Annotated in this window: 25 protein-coding genes; 23 read left to right on the forward strand and 2 right to left on the reverse strand. The window is 59.9% G+C overall.

Features of this window, described 5'->3' with window-relative positions; genetic code table 11:
• Positions 1–39 precede the first annotated feature (39 nt).
• The 20 genes from rplN to dsbD all read left to right on the forward strand — a co-directional run bounded on the left by rplN (position 40) and on the right by dsbD (position 11542).
• Positions 40–408, forward strand: a complete 369-nt coding sequence (rplN, locus tag B0G74_RS21265) for a 50S ribosomal protein L14 (RefSeq protein WP_006052212.1) — start codon at positions 40–42, stop codon at positions 406–408.
• A 9-nt stretch (positions 409–417) separates the two neighbouring features.
• On the forward strand, positions 418–726 hold the full coding sequence (rplX, locus tag B0G74_RS21270; protein ID WP_006052213.1) for a 50S ribosomal protein L24: 309 nt from the start codon (positions 418–420) through the stop codon (positions 724–726).
• 17 nt (positions 727–743) lie between these two features.
• Positions 744–1283 (forward strand): 50S ribosomal protein L5, encoded by a 540-nt coding sequence (rplE, locus tag B0G74_RS21275; RefSeq protein ID WP_006052214.1) that lies wholly within the window; start codon positions 744–746, stop codon positions 1281–1283.
• A 7-nt stretch (positions 1284–1290) separates the two neighbouring features.
• Positions 1291–1596, forward strand: coding sequence for a 30S ribosomal protein S14 (rpsN, locus tag B0G74_RS21280; RefSeq protein ID WP_006052215.1), 306 nt, complete (start codon positions 1291–1293; stop codon positions 1594–1596).
• A 14-nt stretch (positions 1597–1610) separates the two neighbouring features.
• A complete protein-coding gene (gene rpsH / locus B0G74_RS21285; RefSeq protein WP_006052216.1) occupies positions 1611–2006 on the forward strand; it encodes a 30S ribosomal protein S8 in 396 nt (131 codons plus the stop codon).
• 18 nt (positions 2007–2024) lie between these two features.
• Entirely contained in the window at positions 2025–2555 is a 531-nt protein-coding gene (rplF, locus tag B0G74_RS21290; protein ID WP_132376698.1) for a 50S ribosomal protein L6, read from the forward strand.
• A gap of 12 nt (positions 2556–2567) precedes the next feature.
• On the forward strand, positions 2568–2933 hold the full coding sequence (gene rplR, locus B0G74_RS21295) for a 50S ribosomal protein L18 (protein WP_006052218.1): 366 nt from the start codon (positions 2568–2570) through the stop codon (positions 2931–2933).
• Positions 2934–2947: 14 nt separating this feature from the next.
• A complete protein-coding gene (gene rpsE, locus B0G74_RS21300) occupies positions 2948–3466 on the forward strand; it encodes a 30S ribosomal protein S5 (RefSeq protein ID WP_006052219.1) in 519 nt (172 codons plus the stop codon).
• Between the two features lie 10 nt (positions 3467–3476).
• Positions 3477–3659 carry a 50S ribosomal protein L30 gene (gene rpmD, locus B0G74_RS21305; protein WP_007180126.1) on the forward strand — a complete coding sequence of 61 codons (183 nt, stop codon included), beginning with the start codon at positions 3477–3479 and terminating at the stop codon, positions 3657–3659.
• A gap of 29 nt (positions 3660–3688) precedes the next feature.
• The gene (gene rplO, locus B0G74_RS21310) at positions 3689–4123 is read left to right on the forward strand and encodes a 50S ribosomal protein L15 (protein ID WP_011490050.1); all 435 of its coding nucleotides are present in this window, start codon (positions 3689–3691) and stop codon (positions 4121–4123) included.
• A gap of 46 nt (positions 4124–4169) precedes the next feature.
• Positions 4170–5516, forward strand: coding sequence for a preprotein translocase subunit SecY (gene secY / locus B0G74_RS21315; RefSeq protein WP_132376699.1), 1347 nt, complete (start codon positions 4170–4172; stop codon positions 5514–5516).
• Between the two features lie 8 nt (positions 5517–5524).
• Entirely contained in the window at positions 5525–5743 is a 219-nt protein-coding gene (gene infA / locus B0G74_RS21320) for a translation initiation factor IF-1 (RefSeq protein WP_004521905.1), read from the forward strand.
• A 20-nt stretch (positions 5744–5763) separates the two neighbouring features.
• Positions 5764–5880: a 50S ribosomal protein L36 gene (rpmJ, locus tag B0G74_RS21325; protein ID WP_004199844.1), complete on the forward strand. Its 117-nt coding sequence runs from the start codon at positions 5764–5766 to the stop codon at positions 5878–5880.
• Positions 5881–5921: 41 nt separating this feature from the next.
• Entirely contained in the window at positions 5922–6287 is a 366-nt protein-coding gene (rpsM, locus tag B0G74_RS21330; protein ID WP_006052223.1) for a 30S ribosomal protein S13, read from the forward strand.
• A gap of 28 nt (positions 6288–6315) precedes the next feature.
• Positions 6316–6720 (forward strand): 30S ribosomal protein S11, encoded by a 405-nt coding sequence (gene rpsK, locus B0G74_RS21335; protein WP_006052224.1) that lies wholly within the window; start codon positions 6316–6318, stop codon positions 6718–6720.
• 147 nt (positions 6721–6867) lie between these two features.
• Positions 6868–7491, forward strand: a complete 624-nt coding sequence (gene rpsD, locus B0G74_RS21340; RefSeq protein ID WP_106284146.1) for a 30S ribosomal protein S4 — start codon at positions 6868–6870, stop codon at positions 7489–7491.
• 124 nt (positions 7492–7615) lie between these two features.
• Positions 7616–8593 carry a DNA-directed RNA polymerase subunit alpha gene (gene rpoA, locus B0G74_RS21345; protein ID WP_028199575.1) on the forward strand — a complete coding sequence of 326 codons (978 nt, stop codon included), beginning with the start codon at positions 7616–7618 and terminating at the stop codon, positions 8591–8593.
• Between the two features lie 180 nt (positions 8594–8773).
• The gene (gene rplQ / locus B0G74_RS21350; RefSeq protein ID WP_006052227.1) at positions 8774–9166 is read left to right on the forward strand and encodes a 50S ribosomal protein L17; all 393 of its coding nucleotides are present in this window, start codon (positions 8774–8776) and stop codon (positions 9164–9166) included.
• A gap of 179 nt (positions 9167–9345) precedes the next feature.
• On the forward strand, positions 9346–9672 hold the full coding sequence (gene cutA, locus B0G74_RS21355; protein WP_207915688.1) for a divalent-cation tolerance protein CutA: 327 nt from the start codon (positions 9346–9348) through the stop codon (positions 9670–9672).
• The gene (gene dsbD / locus B0G74_RS21360; RefSeq protein ID WP_132376701.1) at positions 9665–11542 is read left to right on the forward strand and encodes a protein-disulfide reductase DsbD; all 1878 of its coding nucleotides are present in this window, start codon (positions 9665–9667) and stop codon (positions 11540–11542) included. The genes cutA and dsbD overlap by 8 nt, the downstream gene beginning before the upstream one ends.
• A gap of 42 nt (positions 11543–11584) precedes the next feature.
• On the opposite strand, the gene hemB is transcribed toward dsbD, so the two are convergent.
• Positions 11585–12583 (reverse strand): porphobilinogen synthase, encoded by a 999-nt coding sequence (hemB, locus tag B0G74_RS21365; protein ID WP_132376702.1) that lies wholly within the window; start codon positions 12581–12583, stop codon positions 11585–11587.
• A 249-nt stretch (positions 12584–12832) separates the two neighbouring features.
• Positions 12833–13486, reverse strand: a complete 654-nt coding sequence (gene yihA / locus B0G74_RS21370) for a ribosome biogenesis GTP-binding protein YihA/YsxC (RefSeq protein WP_132376703.1) — start codon at positions 13484–13486, stop codon at positions 12833–12835.
• Positions 13487–13751: 265 nt separating this feature from the next.
• On the opposite strand from yihA, the gene B0G74_RS21375 reads away from it, so the two are divergent.
• The 3 genes from B0G74_RS21375 (at position 13752) to ccsB (ending at position 17954) form a co-directional block, all read left to right on the forward strand.
• On the forward strand, positions 13752–14405 hold the full coding sequence (locus B0G74_RS21375; protein ID WP_132376704.1) for a c-type cytochrome: 654 nt from the start codon (positions 13752–13754) through the stop codon (positions 14403–14405).
• 116 nt (positions 14406–14521) lie between these two features.
• Complete coding sequence (locus B0G74_RS21380; RefSeq protein WP_132376705.1) at positions 14522–16744, forward strand: cytochrome c biogenesis protein ResB; 2223 nt, start codon at positions 14522–14524, stop codon at positions 16742–16744.
• A gap of 4 nt (positions 16745–16748) precedes the next feature.
• Positions 16749–17954, forward strand: a complete 1206-nt coding sequence (ccsB, locus tag B0G74_RS21385; RefSeq protein WP_132376706.1) for a c-type cytochrome biogenesis protein CcsB — start codon at positions 16749–16751, stop codon at positions 17952–17954.
• Positions 17955–18089 lie beyond the last annotated feature (135 nt).

Here is an 18089-nt window from a genome sequence, read left to right on the forward strand (position 1 = left end):
CATGGTGGTGTGGCCGGATTAAGTTGGGAAAGATAAACCATGATCCAGACCGAAACTCGGCTTGAAGTGGCCGACAACACGGGTGCGCGTGAAGTCATGTGCATCAAGGTGCTCGGCGGCTCGAAGCGTCGTTATGCCAGCATTGGCGACATCATCAAGGTGACCGTCAAAGAAGCAACGCCGCGCGGGCGCGTGAAGAAAGGCGAAATTTACAACGCCGTGGTGGTTCGCACCGCCAAGGGCGTGCGCCGTCAGGACGGCTCGCTGATCAAGTTCGACGGCAACGCCGCTGTGTTGTTGAATGCCAAGCTCGAACCTATTGGCACCCGTATTTTCGGGCCTGTCACGCGCGAGTTGCGCAGCGAACGATTCATGAAGATCGTTTCGTTGGCACCTGAAGTGCTGTAAGGAGTCGCGATGAACAAGATTCGCAAGGGTGACGAAGTTATCGTCATCACCGGCAAAGATAAAGGCAAGCGCGGCGTCGTGCTGTCCGTTGGCGAAGGCAAAGTGATTGTCGAGGGTATCAACCTCGTCAAGAAACACGTCAAGCCGAACCCGATGAAGGGTACGACGGGCGGTGTGGAAGCCAAGACGATGCCGCTGCAAATTTCGAACGTCGCATTGGTCGACGCGAATGGCAAGGCGTCGCGTGTAGGCATCAAGGTCGAAGGAGACAAGAAAGTCCGTTTCCTTAAGACGACCGGTGCCGAGCTGAGCGCCTGACGCTGCGGAGTAAAAAAATGGCTCGTTTGCAAGAGTTTTACAAAGAGAAGGTTGTACCCGGCCTCATCGAGAAGTTCGGTTACAAGTCCGTGATGGAAGTGCCGCGCATCACCAAGATCACCCTGAACATGGGTCTTGGCGAAGCGGTTGCTGACAAGAAGATCATCGAAAACGCCGTTGGCGACCTGACGAAGATCGCAGGCCAGAAGCCGGTGATCACGAAGGCACGCAAGGCAATCGCTGGCTTCAAGATCCGTCAAGGCTATCCGATCGGTGCAATGGTCACGTTGCGTGGTCAGGCAATGTACGAATTTCTGGACCGTTTCGTGACGGTCGCGCTCCCCCGTGTGCGTGACTTCCGTGGCGTGTCGGGTCGTGCGTTCGATGGTCGCGGCAACTACAACATCGGTGTGAAAGAGCAGATCATTTTCCCCGAAATCGACTACGACAAGATCGACGCACTGCGTGGGCTGAACATCAGCATCACGACGACTGCGAAGACCGACGACGAAGCAAAGGCTCTGCTCGCCAGCTTCAAGTTCCCGTTCAGAAACTGAGGTTACCGTGGCTAAACTGGCACTGATCGAACGTGAAAAGAAGCGTGCTCGCCTGGCCGCTAAGTACGCTCCCAAGCGTGCTGAGCTGAAAGCGATTATCGGCGATATGAGCAAGTCGGACGAAGAGCATTACGCAGCACGTCTGGAACTGCAACAACTGCCGCGCAACTCTAACCCGACCCGTAAGCGCAACCGCTGCGCAATTACCGGTCGCCCGCGTGGCACGTTCCGTAAATTCGGGCTGGCGCGTAACAAGATTCGCGAAATCGCGTTCCGCGGCGAGATCCCTGGCCTGACCAAGGCGAGCTGGTAATAGGAGAAACGTAAATGAGCATGAGTGATCCTATCGCCGATATGCTGACTCGCATCCGCAATGCGCAGATGGTTGAGAAAGTCTCGGTGACTATGCCCTCGTCGAAAGTCAAGGTTGCGATTGCGCAGGTCCTGAAGGACGAAGGCTATATCGATGATTTCGCAGTGAAGTCCGAAGGTGCGAAGTCTGAATTGAACATCGTGTTGAAGTACTACGCTGGCCGCCCGGTCATCGAGCGCATTGAACGCGTTTCGAAGCCTGGTCTGCGTGTGTACCGCGGCCGTAACGACATCCCTGTGGTCATGAATGGCCTCGGCGTGGCAATCGTGTCGACGCCGAAGGGCGTGATGACGGACCGCAAGGCGCGCGCAACGGGCGTTGGCGGCGAAGTCATCTGCTACGTCGCTTAAGGCCGAAAGGAGAGAAACATGTCTCGAGTAGGTAAAAGCCCGGTCGCGCTGCAAGGCGCCGAAGTGGCCCTGAGCGACGATCGCATTACCGTCAAGGGCCCGCTGGGTACGATTTCGCAGGCTGCTAACAGCCTCGTGAAGGTGGTGAACGACAACGGCACGCTGAAGTTCGAGCCGGTTGACGAAAGCCGCGAAGCGAATGCGATGTCGGGCACGATGCGCGCACTGGTTGCGAACATGGTGAACGGCGTGACGAAGGGTTTCGAGCGCAAGCTGACGCTGGTTGGCGTTGGTTACCGCGCACAAGCGCAAGGCGACAAGCTGAATCTGTCGCTGGGTTTCTCGCACCCCGTGGTGCACCAGATGCCGGAAGGCGTCAAGGCTGAAACCCCGACGCAAACCGAAATCGTGATCAAGGGGATCAATAAGCAACAAGTTGGCCAGGTCGCTGCAGAAGTGCGCGGCTATCGCCCGCCGGAGCCCTACAAGGGCAAGGGTGTGCGTTACGCCAACGAGGTTGTGATCCTCAAAGAAACGAAGAAGAAGTAAGGGTGCGCAATCATGGATAAGACTCAATCTCGCCTGCGCCGCGCTCGTCAGACGCGTATCAAGATCGCTGAGCTGCAGGTCGCGCGTCTCGCCGTGCATCGCACGAACACGCACATCTATGCGCAAGTGTTCTCGCCGTGCGGCACCAAGGTGCTCGCCAGCGCGTCGACGCTCGAGGCCGAAGTGCGTGCGCAACTGGCTGATCAAACGGGCAAGGGCGGCAACGTCGCCGCTGCTACGCTGATCGGCAAGCGCATCGCAGAAAAGGCTAAGGCTGCCGGCATCGAATCCGTCGCCTTCGACCGTTCGGGTTTCCGTTACCACGGCCGCGTGAAAGCGCTGGCTGATGCGGCGCGCGAAGCCGGACTCAAGTTCTAAGGGAAGAATTCGTCATGGCAAAGATGCAAGCGAAAGTTCAGGCTGACGAACGCGACGACGGCCTTCGTGAAAAAATGATTTCGGTCAACCGCGTGACCAAGGTCGTGAAGGGTGGCCGGATTCTCGGTTTCGCCGCACTGACCGTGGTTGGCGACGGTGATGGCCGCGTCGGTATGGGCAAGGGCAAGGCGAAGGAAGTGCCGGTCGCTGTTCAGAAGGCGATGGAACAGGCTCGCCGCAACATGTTCAAGGTGCCGCTCAAGAACGGTACCCTGCAACACGAAGTGCACGGTAAGCACGGCGCATCGATGGTCCTCCTGGCCCCGGCCAAGGACGGTACCGGTGTGATCGCTGGCGGCCCGATGCGCGCAGTGTTCGACGTGATGGGCGTGCAGAACGTTGTGGCCAAGAGCCACGGTTCGACGAACCCGTACAACCTCGTTCGTGCAACGCTCGACGGTCTGCGCAAGCAGTCCACGCCGGGCGACATCGCGGCGAAGCGCGGCAAGTCCGTCGAAGATATTCTGGGCTAAGGTGGACACCATGTCTGATAAAACTGTCAAGGTCCAGCTCGTCAAGAGCCTGATCGGCACCCGTGAAACGCACCGTGCAACGGTGCGTGGCTTGGGCCTGCGCCGACTCAACTCGGTTAGCGAGTTGCAGGACACGCCGGCTGTGCGCGGCATGATCAACAAGGTTTCGTACCTCGTTAAGGTCATCAGCTAAGCGGCTGACCAGGACTCAAGGAGTTGATAATGGAATTGAATAACCTGAAGCCGGCTGAAGGCGCGAAGCACGCAAAGCGTCGCGTTGGTCGCGGCATCGGCTCCGGCCTCGGCAAAACCGCTGGCCGTGGTCACAAGGGTCAGAAGTCGCGTTCGGGCGGCTTTCACAAGGTTGGCTTCGAAGGCGGTCAAATGCCGCTGCAACGTCGCCTGCCGAAGCGTGGCTTCACCTCGCTGACGAAGGAATTCGTCGGTGAAGTGCGTCTCTCGGATCTGGAAAAGCTGCCGGTCGACGAAATCGATCTGCTGGCTCTGAAGCAAGCCGGCCTGGTCGGCGAGCTGATCAAGAGCGCCAAGATCATCGCGACGGGCGAGCTCAAGCGCAAGGTCGTTGTGAAGGGTCTGGGTGCGACGAAGGGTGCGCGCGCTGCTATTGAAGCAGCCGGCGGCTCTTTTGCCGAGTAACGTGCAAGTTATTTGCCGTCACTAGCATTTGCATCGGAGAAGGTACTTGGCTAACAGCCCGAGTCTCGCAAAACCCGGTCGCGGCGCGGCGAAGTTCGGCGATCTGCGTCGGCGAGCAGTGTTCCTGCTGCTGGCGCTGATCGTCTACCGTATCGGCGCGCATATTCCGGTGCCGGGTATTGACCCGGACCAGCTGGCAAAGTTGTTCCAAAGCCAGTCGGGCGGCATCCTTGGCATGTTCAACATGTTCTCGGGTGGCGCACTTTCGCGGTTCACGATTTTTGCGCTGGGGATCATGCCGTATATTTCGGCGTCGATCATCATGCAGTTGCTGGCAATTGTCTCGCCGCAGCTCGAAGCGCTGAAAAAAGAAGGGCAGGCAGGTCAACGGAAGATTACGCAGTACACGCGTATCTTTACGGTCCTGCTGGCAACGTTCCAGGCCTTCGGCATTGCCGTGGCGCTGGAAAATCAGCCTGGTCTCGTGATCGACCCGGGGATGGTTTTTCGTTTGACGACGGTCGTGACGCTGGTGACCGGCACGATGTTCCTGATGTGGCTAGGTGAGCAGATCACGGAACGCGGGCTTGGCAACGGTATCTCGATCATTATTTTCGGTGGGATTGCAGCGGGTTTCCCGAATGCGATCGGTGGTCTTGTTTCGCTGGTGCAAACCGGTTCGATGAGCCCGATATCCGCGATTATCGTCGTCGCGCTGATTGCTGCTGTGACGTATCTGGTGGTGTTCATCGAACGCGGCCAGCGCAAGATTCTTGTGAACTACGCAAAGCGGCAAGTCGGTAACAAGATTTACGGCGGACAGTCTTCGCATCTGCCGTTGAAGCTGAACATGTCGGGCGTGATTCCGCCGATCTTTGCATCGTCGATCATTCTCTTCCCGGCAACTATCCTGAACTGGTTTAGTTCGGGGTCGCGTACCGGCTGGTTCGCAGACACGTTGCACAACGTGGCCGAAGCCCTCAAGCCCGGTCAACCCGTGTACGTGTTGCTGTACGCGTTGGCGATCGTTTTCTTCTGTTTCTTCTACACCGCACTGGTGTTCAACAGCAGAGAGACGGCCGACAACCTGAAAAAGAGTGGCGCTTTCGTCCCAGGCATCCGCCCGGGCGATCAAACGGCGCGATATATCGACCGCATCCTCACGCGTCTGACGCTGGCCGGTGCGATCTACATCGTGTTTGTTTGTCTGCTGCCCGAGTTTTTGGTGCTGCGCTGGAACGTGCCGTTTTATTTTGGTGGAACGTCGCTGCTGATCATTGTCGTCGTCACAATGGATTTCATGGCGCAGGTGCAGTCGTACGTTATGTCGCAACAGTATGAATCGCTGCTGAAGAAAGCTAATTTCAAAGGCGGCGGCGTCCCGATGCGTTGAAAGGACTTATGGCCAAAGACGATGTTATCCAGATGCAGGGTGAAGTCATCGAAAACCTGCCTAACGCTACCTTCAGGGTGAAGCTGGAAAACGGCCATGTCGTATTGGGACACATATCCGGGAAGATGCGGATGCACTACATCCGAATCTTGCCGGGCGACAAGGTGACGGTTGAATTGACGCCTTACGATCTGTCGCGTGCGCGGATCGTGTTCCGGGCGAAGTGATTTGAAAAAAGGGTAATATCATGAAAGTGATGGCATCGGTTAAGCGCATTTGCCGCAATTGCAAGATCATCAAGCGCAAAGGCGTTGTGCGCGTGATTTGCAGCTCTGATCCGCGCCACAAACAGCGTCAAGGCTGAACGCCGCGCTTTTGCTTGCGCTTTTTGTTTGAGGAAAAACAATGGCTCGTATCGCAGGGGTTAACATCCCGAATCACCAGCATACCGAAATCGGCCTGACGGCTATTTACGGTATCGGCCGCACGCGCTCGCGCGACATTTGCGTCGCTGCTGGTGTGGCATTTTCGAAGAAGGTCAAAGACCTGAACGACGCAGACCTCGAAAAGCTGCGTGAAGAAGTCGGCAAGTTCATCGTTGAAGGCGATCTGCGCCGTGAAACGACGATGAACATCAAGCGCCTGATGGATCTCGGCTGCTACCGTGGCGTTCGGCATCGTAAGGGCTTGCCCCTGCGCGGCCAACGTACGCGTACGAATGCCCGTACGCGCAAGGGTCCGCGTCGTGCAGCGCAATCGCTGAAGAAGTAAGCGGAACTGACAGTTACAGGAAAACGTAATGGCTAAGGCTTCGAACAACTCCGCGGCGCAACGCGTTCGCAAGAAGGTCAAGAAGAACGTCGCCGAGGGCGTGGTTCACGTTCACGCGTCGTTCAACAACACCATCATCACGATCACCGATCGTCAAGGCAATGCACTTGCTTGGGCAACGTCGGGTGGTCAGGGCTTCAAGGGTTCGCGTAAATCGACCCCGTTTGCAGCCCAGGTGGCAGCCGAATCGGCTGGCCGCGTGGCGATGGAATACGGCGTGAAGAACCTCGAAGTGCGGATCAAGGGCCCCGGTCCTGGCCGTGAGTCGGCGGTGCGCGCGTTGCATGGTCTTGGCATCAAGATCACCGCGATCTCCGACGTGACCCCGGTCCCGCACAACGGCTGCCGTCCGCCGAAGCGTCGTCGTATCTAAGACGCTAGTATTGCTTGCGCCTGTTGCCGCCCTGCGCGGCGGCAGGCTGCTTGCGCTATTGAATTGACTAAGCCCACCGTTCGGCCCAAAGGGTTCGGACTAGCGCGAGTGCACGCATTCGCGTGATTAATCATTGAAGGAATCAACGTGGCACGTTATATCGGCCCTAAGGCCAAGCTGTCCCGCCGTGAAGGCACTGACCTTTTCCTGAAGAGCGCCCGTCGTTCGCTCGCTGACAAGTGCAAGCTTGACAGCAAGCCCGGCCAACACGGCCGCACCTCGGGCGCACGTACGTCCGACTACGGCACGCAGCTGCGCGAAAAGCAAAAAGTGAAGCGCATCTACGGCGTCCTCGAGCGTCAATTCCGTCGTTACTTCGCTGAAGCCGACCGCCTGAAGGGCAACACGGGTGAAAACCTGCTGCAGTTGCTCGAATCGCGTCTGGATAACGTCGTGTATCGCATGGGCTTCGGCTCGACGCGCGCTGAAGCACGTCAGCTCGTGAGCCACAAGGCGATCGTCGTGAACGGCGTGGTGTCGAACATCCCGTCGATGCAAGTGAAGGCAGGCGACGTCGTCGCGGTGCGCGAAACGAAGAAGAAGCAGGCGCGGATTCTCGAAGCACTGTCGCTGGCTGAGCAAGGCGGTCTGCCGAGCTGGGTCGCTGTCGATTCGAAGAAGTTCGAAGGCACGTTCAAGCAGAAGCCGGAACGCAGCGACATCGCTGGCGATATCAACGAAAGCCTGATCGTCGAATTGTATTCGCGGTAATCGGATTAACGGCCGGGGCACCCTGATTGCGCTGAGCAAGGGGGCGCCTCGGCTGTTTATTTTCAGGTTGTTACCGGTCAGCCTTATCGGTGTAACGAGCCGAGGGTATTGAAAAGGAAAACCTATGCAAACCAGTTTGTTGAAGCCCAAGATCATCGCTGTTGAATCGCTTGGTGAGAGCCATGCGAAAGTGGTCATGGAACCGTTTGAACGCGGTTACGGCCACACCTTGGGTAACGCGCTCCGGCGCGTGCTGCTGTCGTCGATGGTGGGCTACGCGCCGACCGAAGTGACGATCGCAGGCGTCGTACATGAGTATTCGACGCTCGACGGTGTGCAAGAGGATGTGGTCAACCTGTTGTTGAACCTGAAGGGCGTGGTCTTCAAGCTGCATAACCGTGATGAAGTAACGGTTACGCTGCGCAAGGAAGGCGAAGGCGTTGTCACCGCTGGCGACATCGAACTCGCGCACGATTGCGAAGTGATCAACCCGGATCACGTGATTGCGCATCTGTCGAAGGGCGGCAAGCTCGACGTGCAGATCAAGGTCGAGAAAGGCCGCGGCTATGTGCCGGGCAACGTACGTCGTTACGGCGAAGAGTCGGCCAAGATCATCGGCCGTATCGTGCTGGACGCGTCGTTCTCGCCGGTTCGCCGCGTGAGCTACGCCGTTGAAAGCGCTCGCGTCGAACAGCGTACCGACCTCGACAAGCTCGTGATGAACATCGAAACCAACGGTGTGATTTCGCCGGAAGAAGCGATCCGTCAATCGGCGCGCATTCTGGTCGATCAACTGTCGGTCTTCGCTGCACTGGAAGGCACCGAAGCAACGGCTGAAGCGCCGTCGCGTGCGCCGCAGATCGATCCGATCCTGCTGCGTCCGGTCGATGATCTCGAACTGACGGTTCGTTCCGCGAACTGCCTGAAGGCCGAGAACATTTACTACATCGGCGACCTGATCCAGCGCACGGAAAACGAGCTGCTGAAGACGCCGAATCTGGGTCGCAAGTCGCTGAACGAAATCAAGGAAGTACTGGCGTCGCGTGGTTTGACGCTCGGCATGAAACTCGAAAACTGGCCGCCGGCAGGGTTGGACAAGTAAGTCGACAAGTAATCCCGGGACAGAACCCGTCGCTGCACTGGCAAAGACGCGGATTTTCCTTTAAAATCCGCGTCTTGTCTTTTTTACTACCGGCCCGTGCACTCGCTACCATTGGGAAACCGCAGGTAGTTCGAGCGCGATAGAAGAGCTGGACCAAAACTCTGAATCGAAGGAATTAACATGCGTCACCGTCATGGTTTGCGGAAACTGAACCGCACGAGCAGCCACCGTCTGGCAATGCTCCGTAATATGTCCAATTCGCTGATCGAGCACGAAGTCATCAAGACCACGCTGCCGAAGGCGAAAGAACTCCGTAAGGTTGTCGAGCCGCTGATCACGCTCGGCAAGAAGCCGTCGCTGGCAAATCGTCGTCTGGCGTTTAACCGCCTGCGCGATCGTGACTCGGTCACGAAGCTGTTCGAAGTTCTGGGTCCGCGTTACGCTACCCGTCCGGGCGGCTACCTGCGCGTTCTGAAGTTCGGCTTCCGCGTCGGCGACAACGCTCCGATGGCACTGGTCGAACTGCTCGATCGTCCGGAAGTTGAAGAAGTTGAAGTGCAAGAAGCTGAGTAAGCTTCCTCGCATCCAAAAAAAAGCCAGGCGCCAAGCCTGGCTTTTTTGTTTATAGCGCCAGAACGCAATGGTTGCGGCCATTTGCCGCGTGGCCGCTGCAGAGCCCTCAGCGGTCGGACAAGGCTAGGTGATACGATATCGGCACCTGAATCGTGCCTTTGCCGGAGCCATCTGTGAGCGTGAATGTGACCTTGATTCTGACAACGGTGCCGGATGCGGCCGTGGCTCAGAAGCTTGCCGCAGATGCCTTGGTCGCGCGGCTATGCGCCTGTGCCACGCAGTTAGGCACCGTGCAGTCCAGCTATCACTGGCAGGGCGCGATCGAAACAGCGCAGGAAATCCAGTTGCTGTTCAAGACCAGCGCGGCACGCGCGCTCGAACTCGAGCAGTACATTCAGGCTCACCATCCCTACGACACGCCGGAAATCCTCTCATGGCAAGCGACGGCATCGGCCGCGTACGGCCAGTGGATCACTGCTGAAACCCAACGTCCTCTTCATGTTTAACGGCCTCGATCGGCGCGCGCGCAATGCACTGCGCACCGTATTCTTCCTGCTTGGTTGCCTGATCTTCGCGCAGTTCGGCACGCTCGCCCGCGCGGCGGACGATTTTCTCGATCCTGCGGTCGCGTTCAAATTCAGCGCGTCGGAGAAACCCGGCGAAGTCGACGTGACCTACAAAATCGCGGATGGCTACTACATGTATCGTGAGCGCTTCGCCTTCGCGACGCGCAACGGCACGACCACGATCGGCGAGCCGCAATTGCCGGCTGGCCACGTCAAGTTCGATCAGACCTTTAACAAGAACGTCGAGACGTATCGGAACGAACTGACGATCCGGATTCCCGTTAAACAGGCGGCCGGACCGTTCGACCTGGCGGTGACGTCGCAGGGCTGTGCTGATGCCGGCATCTGCTATCCGCCGATGGAGCGCGTGTATCACGTGAGCGGCGCGGCTCTGCAGTCGGCCGGCAGCGCGGCTGACGCCGGCGCCGAAGTTGCGCAGAAATCCGCTGCCGCGGCCACCTCGTGGTACGACCGCGCCACCAGCGCAGACTACGCGCAGTCGCTGCTGCAAGGCGGTGGTTTCTTCGCGATCGTCGGACTCTATTTCGTCGCCGGCGCCGTGCTCAGTCTGCTCCCGTGTTCGTACCCAATGATTCCGATTCTCTCTGCGATCATCATCGGCGAAGGTGCGCGCGTGACGCGTGCACGTGGATTCGCACTGTCGCTGGCCTATGTGATCGGCATGGCGCTTGTGTACACGGCGCTCGGCATCGCTGCCGCGCTGGTCGGGCAGAGTCTCGGCGCGTGGCTGCAAAACCCTTGGGTGCTTGGCGCTTTTGGCGTCCTGTTGGCCATTTTCGCGCTGACCCTGATTGCAGGTTTCGACATTGCGCTGCCGCAGCGTTGGCAGGACGGCGTCTCGCGTGCATCGACCGGGCGCTCCGGGGGCAAGTTTGCGGCCGTTGCCGTGATGGGCGCGCTGTCCGCGTTGGTGGTCGGCGCCTGCATGACCGCACCGCTCTTCGCGGTGCTGGCGTTCATCGCGCATACAGGCGACGCCGTGCTCGGCGGTGCGGCGCTGTTTTCGATGGGATTGGGATTGGGCGCGCCGCTGCTGATCCTCGGTCTAGGCGCGGGCACACTGCTGCCGCGCGCCGGCGCATGGATGGACAGCGTCAAGGTGTTCTTCGGCGTCGTGCTGCTTGCGGCCGCCCTGTGGATCGTCTGGCCGGTGCTCGGCGCGACTGCGACGATGCTACTGAGCGCGCTCTGGCTGCTGATCGCCGCGGCCTCCCTCGGCTTGTTCTCGGCACCCACAGCGGAGGCTTCCGTGTGGCGCCGGCTCGGGCGAGGCATCGGTGCAGCATTTGCCATCTGGGCGGCGGTCCTGCTGGTCGGGCTGGCGGCGGGCTCATCCGATCCGCTGCGCCCGCTTGCGGTGTTGGCGGCGCGTGGCGGAGAAGCGGGCGTCGCGAACACTTCGAATAAGCCGGACAGCGAGCCGCAGAGCGATTTGACGTTCGCCCCGGTCCGTTCATCGAATGAACTCGACCAGGCCGTCAAAACGGCTGCACAGCCCGCCATGCTCGATTTTTACGCGGACTGGTGCGTCAGCTGCAAAGAGATGGAGAAATTCACCTTCAGCGATCCGCGTGTTCAAGCGAAATTGAAGCAGATGAACCTGTTGCGCGCCGACGTGACCGCCAACAATGTCGACGATCAGATGCTGCTCAAGCGCTTCAGTTTGTTCGGGCCACCGGGGATCATCTTTTTCGATCAGAGTGGCAAGGAGGTGCTGCGCGTCGTCGGCTACGAGTCCGCGGATAAATTTTTGCGCAGTCTGGATCGGGTGAACGCGCCGGGTGCGTAACGCAAACCGGCGGTTCGTCACGGCGCCGGGCGGCGCGTCGCCTTACTTCTGCGAGCGCAAAATCCGCGCGGCATCCAACGCGAAATAGGTCAGCACGCCGTCCGCGCCCGCCCGCTTGAAGGCAAGCAGCGATTCCATCATCGCCTTGTCGTGATCGAGCCAGCCGTTCTGCGCGGCCGCCTTCAGCATCGCGTACTCGCCACTCACCTGATACACATAGGTCGGGAACTGGAACTCGTCCTTCACGCGACGCACGATATCGAGATACGGCATGCCGGGCTTGACCATCACCATGTCCGCGCCTTCGTTGATGTCCGCTTGCACTTCGCGCAGCGCCTCATTCGAATTGGCCGGATCCATCTGGTAAGTCATCTTGTTGCTCTTGCCGAGGTTCGTCGCGGAACCGACGGCGTCGCGGAACGGGCCGTAAAACGCCGACGCGAACTTGGCCGCATAAGCCATGATCCGCGTATGGATATGGTCTTCGCTCTCGAGCATTTCGCGGATCGCGCCAATGCGGCCGTCCATCATGTCCGAAGGCGCAACGATGTCGACGCCGGCTTCAGCCTGCGCGCGCGCCTGTTCGACCAGAATCTCGACGGTCTCGTCGTTGATCACATAGCCGGTTTCGTCGAGCACGCCGTCCTGACCGTGGCTCGTGTAGGGATCGAGCGCCACGTCGGTGAGCACGCCCAGCCCGGGGAAGTTCTTTTTGAGTTCGCGAACCGCGCGCGGAATCAAACCGGCCGGGTTGGTCGCTTCGCGGCCATCGGGCGTTTTCAGCGACGGCTCGATCGCCGGGAACAGCGACAGCACGGGCACGCCCAGTTCGACGCATTGTTCAGCCACGCCCATCAGCAGATCGACCGACACGCGCTCGACGCCCGGCATCGACGGCACGGCTTGCCGCACGTTGGTGCCTTCGACGATAAAGACGGGATAAATCAGATCGTTGGTGGTGAGGATGTTTTCCCGCATCAGACGGCGCGAGAAGTCGTCGCGGCGCATGCGGCGCGGACGGTAGTGCGGATAGAAGCTCATAGCGAATCGAAGAAACGTGGATGTGTGGAGTGGACAAGTAACGCCTGCCTCCGCTGCCGGAAACTTTTCGAGACAATGGTATATCATACCGATCGAGCAAGGCGCCTTGCGCTGACCTCCCCGCTTCTCCTCCCTGAGCGGGTGCCTGTCGTTTTTCGATTAGGCTGTTTGACCCGCCGTTAAAGCGGCGGGTTTTTTTATGGGCGGCCGGAATGGCGTTTTTGCCTTGTCCGGCGATGTTCGCCTCGCTTACTGAGCGACGTCCGTTTCGCCCTTCGCCTCGGGGATCAGCCAGCTTTCGATCAGCTCGTGCGCTTCGTCGATGCCGACGCGTTTGAGCGCCGAGAACAGCTGGGCGGTTAGTTCGCCCTGGTAGCCGGCGGTGCGATACTCAGCCAGACCTTTCTGGGTCGCGCGCAGCGCGTTCACGCTTTCCTGACGCGTCAATTTGTCGCATTTGGTCAGGAGCGTGTGGATCGGCTTGCCGGTCGGCGCGAACCACTCGATCATGCGGCGGTCCAGATCGGTCAGCGGGCGGCGTGAATCCATCATCAGGATCATGCCGCGCAATTGCGAGCGCGATTGCAGGTAGGTGGACAGCAGCGCTTCCCAGTGCGCCTTGGCCGCGCCCGGCACTTCCGCGTAGCCGTAGCCCGGCAGGTCGACCAGGTGCGCGGTCGGCTCGTCCGCCTTGCCCACCGAAAAGTAATTGATATGCTGCGTGCGTCCCGGCGTCTTACTGGCGAACGCCAATCGCTTCTGATTGCACAGAATATTAATGGCCGTCGACTTGCCTGCGTTCGAGCGTCCCGCAAAGGCGATCTCGGGTTGCGAAGTGGCCGGCAGATCACGCAAGTGATTGACGGTCGTGAAAAAGCGGGATTGGTGGAGCAGGAAGGACATGATCAGGCCAGGATTCGAGACGCCGGGGAACCCGGAGTGGGGACGGGTCAAGCCCGACTGGCGTCTTAGCGATTAGCGAGTTATTGTACAATACGATGGTTTACTGAAAACCTGAGGGGGCCAGCCCACGTGCCTTGGCGGCTCCTGGCGGTCACTCGGTCGCCGTCGTATTTTGCAAAACCTTCAAGAAAAACGCCGGGCCTGGCGCGAAGCGGCAGGTTTGGGGGCGCTCTAAAAATCCCACAAGACGAGACAGGGTGTGCGAATGAATCGACTGAGCAAGACTCTGATGGTGCTTCATGTAGCGGCAGGTCTTTCAGGTTTGGCAATTCAGGCACGAGCAGCAGAACCGGCAAAGCCGGACGTCAATCGGGGGCAGGCAATCGCGGTGCAGGTGTGCGCGTCATGTCACGGGGCAGACGGCAACAGTGCCGGCGGCGCGTATCCGAAGCTGGCGGGCCAGCACCCTGAGTATCTCGTCAAGCAACTCAAGGACTTCAAGACCCAGTCGGGTGCCAAGCAGCCAGCGCGCAACAATGCGATCATGGCGGGCATGGCGGCGGCACTGTCCGATCAGGATATGGTCAACGTCGCAGCTTATTTCGCGGCGCAGACCCAGAAGCCGGGCTACGCGCACAACAAGGACACCGTGCCGCTCGGCCAGAAGATTTATCGCGGCGGCATTGCCGACAAGGGCGTGCCGGCGTGCGCAAGCTGCCACGGGCCGACCGGGCAAGGGATTCCGTCGCAGTATCCACGGCTGTCGGGGCAGTGGGCGGAATACACGGTGGCGCAGTTGACCGCGTTCACGCAAGGTCTTGGCGCACGTAACAACAACGAGGCGATGCATGCTATTGCAACGCGTCTGTCGGACAACGAGATCAAGGCTGTAGCCGATTACATCGCGGGCTTGCACTAGGAAGTCCGCACGCAAGTGCAACCGGCCCGGCGAGGCCGGTACAAAACAAGAAAAGGGTGAGGGCGTCGTGCCTACGACAGCCCTTCACCCTTTTTTGCTGTTCAGTCGGAGTATGAATGAGCGTCACCACGTCGGGTTTGCAGTCGAAGTCGGGCAATCGCGTCATGCGCAGCGTCGTCGAAGTCTTGAGTTCGATGCGTTTTGCCATTTCGTTGCTCGTGATTCTGTCGATCGCCAGCATCATCGGCACCGTCCTCACGCAGGACGATCCGTATCCCAACTACGTCAATCAGTTCGGCCCCTTCTGGGCAGACATCTTCCGCTCGCTGAGCCTGTACACGGTGTACAGCTCGTGGTGGTTCATGCTGATTCTCGGCTTCCTGATGGTGTCGGTGTCGCTGTGCGTGATCCGCAATGCGCCGAAAATGGTCGCCGACGCGAAGAGCTGGAAGGACAGGGTTCGCGAAGGCAGCCTGCGCGCCTTCCATCACAAGGGCGAATTCGCGGTGCATGCCTCCCGCGCGCAGACCGCGACGTTGCTCGCCAAGCTCTCGGCGAAGCTCGGCTACAAGTTCGTCACGCGAGAGTCCGAAGGCGCGACCTTGATCGCCGCCAAGCGCGGCGCCTTGACCAAGTTCGGCTACATCTCTGCTCACATTGCGATCGTGGTGATTTGTCTCGGCGGCCTGCTGGACAGCAATCTGCCGATCAAGCTGCAAATGTGGCTGTTCGACAAGTCGCCGATCCGCGCCAACACGGTGATCAACGACATCACGCCGGACCATCGCCTGTCACAGTCCAATCCGACGTTCCGCGGCTACGCGTGGGTGCCGGAAGGCCAGCACGTGTCCACGGCGATCCTCAACCAGCCGGACGGCTCGCTGATTCAGGACCTGCCGTTTTCGATCGAACTGAACAAGTTCATCGTCGATTACTACTCGACGGGCATGCCGAAGCTGTTCGCGAGCGACATCGTGGTGGTGGATCACAAGACCGGCGCGCGCGTTCCTGCGCGCGTCGAAGTGAACAAGCCGTTCACCTACGACGGCGTATCGATTTATCAGTCGAGCTTCCAGGACGGCGGCTCGCAGATGCAGATGACGGCCTACCCGATGAGCGGCGCGAGCGCGAAGACCGCACCGTTCGGCGGCACGATCGGCGGCAATGCGCCGTTGGGCACGGCCACGCCGCTCGCCGACGGCCAGACGGTCGAATTCACAGATTTCCGCGCGATCAACGTCGAAAACATCCAGAACGGCAGCGGCCAGACCGACGCCCGCGGCGTCGCGGCGCAGCGCACGCTGAAGGAAGCGTTCGACGAGCGCCTCGGCTCCGGCGCGAAGACCTCGAAGCCGCTCGATCTGCACAACGTCGGCCCGTCGGTGCAATACAAGGTGCGCGACAAGGACGGCCAGGCGCGCGAGTACAACAACTACATGCTGCCGGTCGACGTATCCGGCGAAAAGATGTTCCTCGCCGGCATGCGCGTCAATCCGGACGATCCGTTCCGCTACCTGCGCATTCCCGCCGACAACGGTGGCACCGTCAAGGAATGGATGAACCTGCGCGCCACGCTCGAGGATCCGGCCATGCGCGCCTCGGCGGCTCACCGTTTCGCGCTGCGCTCGGTGCCCGGTTCGAACGCGGAATTGCAACAGCATCTCGAAGAAAGCGCGCTGCGAGTGCTGACCCTTTTTGCGGGTGCGGACAACGGCATCAAGATGCCGAACGGCCAGACGGTCGGCGGCTTCCAGGCTATTGCCGGTTTTATCGACCATTCGGTGCCGAAGGGCGAGCAGGAAAAGGCCGCCGGCCTGCTGTTGCGCATGCTCGAAGGCGCGACGTGGGACCTGTATCAACTGTCCCGCCAGCAACTCGGCGAGCCCGAGGCGCCGGCCAATCCGGACGCCAGCCGTTTCATCCAAAGCTCGATCAACGCGATTTCCGACAGCTTTTTGTATGGATCGCCGGTCTATTTACAGCTTGACTCATTCAAGCAGGTGCAAGCTTCGGTATTTCAGTTGACGCGCGCGCCGGGCAAAAAAGTCGTGTATCTTGGCAGCCTGCTCCTCGTGTTGGGCATCTTTTCGATGTTCTACGTCCGCGAACGGCGCCTCTGGTTCTGGCTTAAAGACACCGAGCACGGCACGAACGTCGTGATGGCGATGTCGAGCGCGCGCAAGACGCTCGACTTCGAGAAAGAGTTCGTCCAGACGCGCGACGCGGTAGGCGCCGCGTTGGGCGCCAAACTCGTTGAAGCACCCGACGCCGCCGGCGCCTCCGCTCAATCCGGCAACGCCGGCGCGCCGTCCGCAAGCTCACAAGATTCGACCCGGTAAGATCATGGACTTGACTCAGGTTTCCCAATCTCCCTCTTCGCGGCCCCAAAAGGCGCTGGCAGGCGAGTCACTCAACATCGGCGAGTACGACGAACGGCCGTTCCTGAAGCGGCTCGGCGTCGTCGACTGGCTGTTTGCCCTCGCGATGGTCGCGGGCGCCGGGTTCGCGCTGTCGCGCTATCACCCGTTCATGAATTACTACGACAAGCTGGTGCTCTGCTGCGCGGTGCCGGTTTTCGTGGTGCTCGGCTGGCGCTGGAAACCGGTGCGTCCGCTGATGGTGGGCATCGCGGCGCTGTCGCTGCTGGCCATCCAGATCTATCACGGCGATCTCAGCCGCGCGGATAACGCCTTCTTCCTCAAGTATTTCCTGTCGAGCCAGTCCGCAATTCTGTGGATGAGCGCGCTCTTCGTGTTCGCCACCGTCTTCTACTGGATCGGCCTGCTGTCGCGCTCGCCGACCGGCGCCGCGATTGGCTCGAAAATGACGTGGGCGGCAGTGGTGATGGGCTTTGTCGGCCTGATGGTGCGCTGGTACGAGTCGTACCTGATCGGCGCGGACGTCGGCCATATTCCTATCTCGAACCTGTACGAAGTGTTCGTGCTGTTCAGCCTGATCACCGCGCTTTTCTATCTGTACTACGAGCAGCACTACAACACCCGTGCGCTTGGCGCGTTCGTGCTGCTGGTGATCAGCGCCGCGGTCGGTTTCCTGATGTGGTACTCGGTGGCGCGTGACGCGCAGCAGATCCAGCCGCTGGTTCCGGCGCTGCAAAGCTGGTGGATGAAGATTCACGTGCCGGCGAACTTTATCGGCTATGGCAGCTTCGCGTTGTCGGCCATGGTGGCTGTCGCGTACCTGTCGAAGGAGCGCGGCGTGCTGGCCGATCGCCTGCCGGCGCTCGAAGTGCTCGACGACGTGATGTACAAGTCGATCGCCGTCGGTTTCGCTTTCTTCACGATCGCGACGATTCTCGGCGCGCTGTGGGCCGCTGAAGCCTGGGGCGGCTACTGGAGCTGGGACCCGAAGGAAACGTGGGCGCTGATCGTCTGGCTGAACTATGCGGCGTGGCTGCACATGCGTCTGATGAAGGGGCTGCGTGGCGCGGTCGCGGCATGGTGGGCGCTGACCGGCCTGCTGGTGACGACCTTCGCCTTCCTCGGCGTCAATATGTTCCTGTCGGGCCTGCATAGTTACGGCAAGCTGTAAGATCTGCCGTTCTGAACCGACTCAAAACCGCCGTGTGCTTCGCACCGGCGGTTTTTTTACGGCCAATGGAATATTGGCTGCCTCCAGAGTGTTCGCCCTGACAGTACCCATGGATGGCTGAAAGACGGACGCCCG

The sequence above is a fragment of the Paraburkholderia sp. BL9I2N2 genome (assembly GCF_004339745.1).
Classification (GTDB): domain Bacteria; phylum Pseudomonadota; class Gammaproteobacteria; order Burkholderiales; family Burkholderiaceae; genus Paraburkholderia.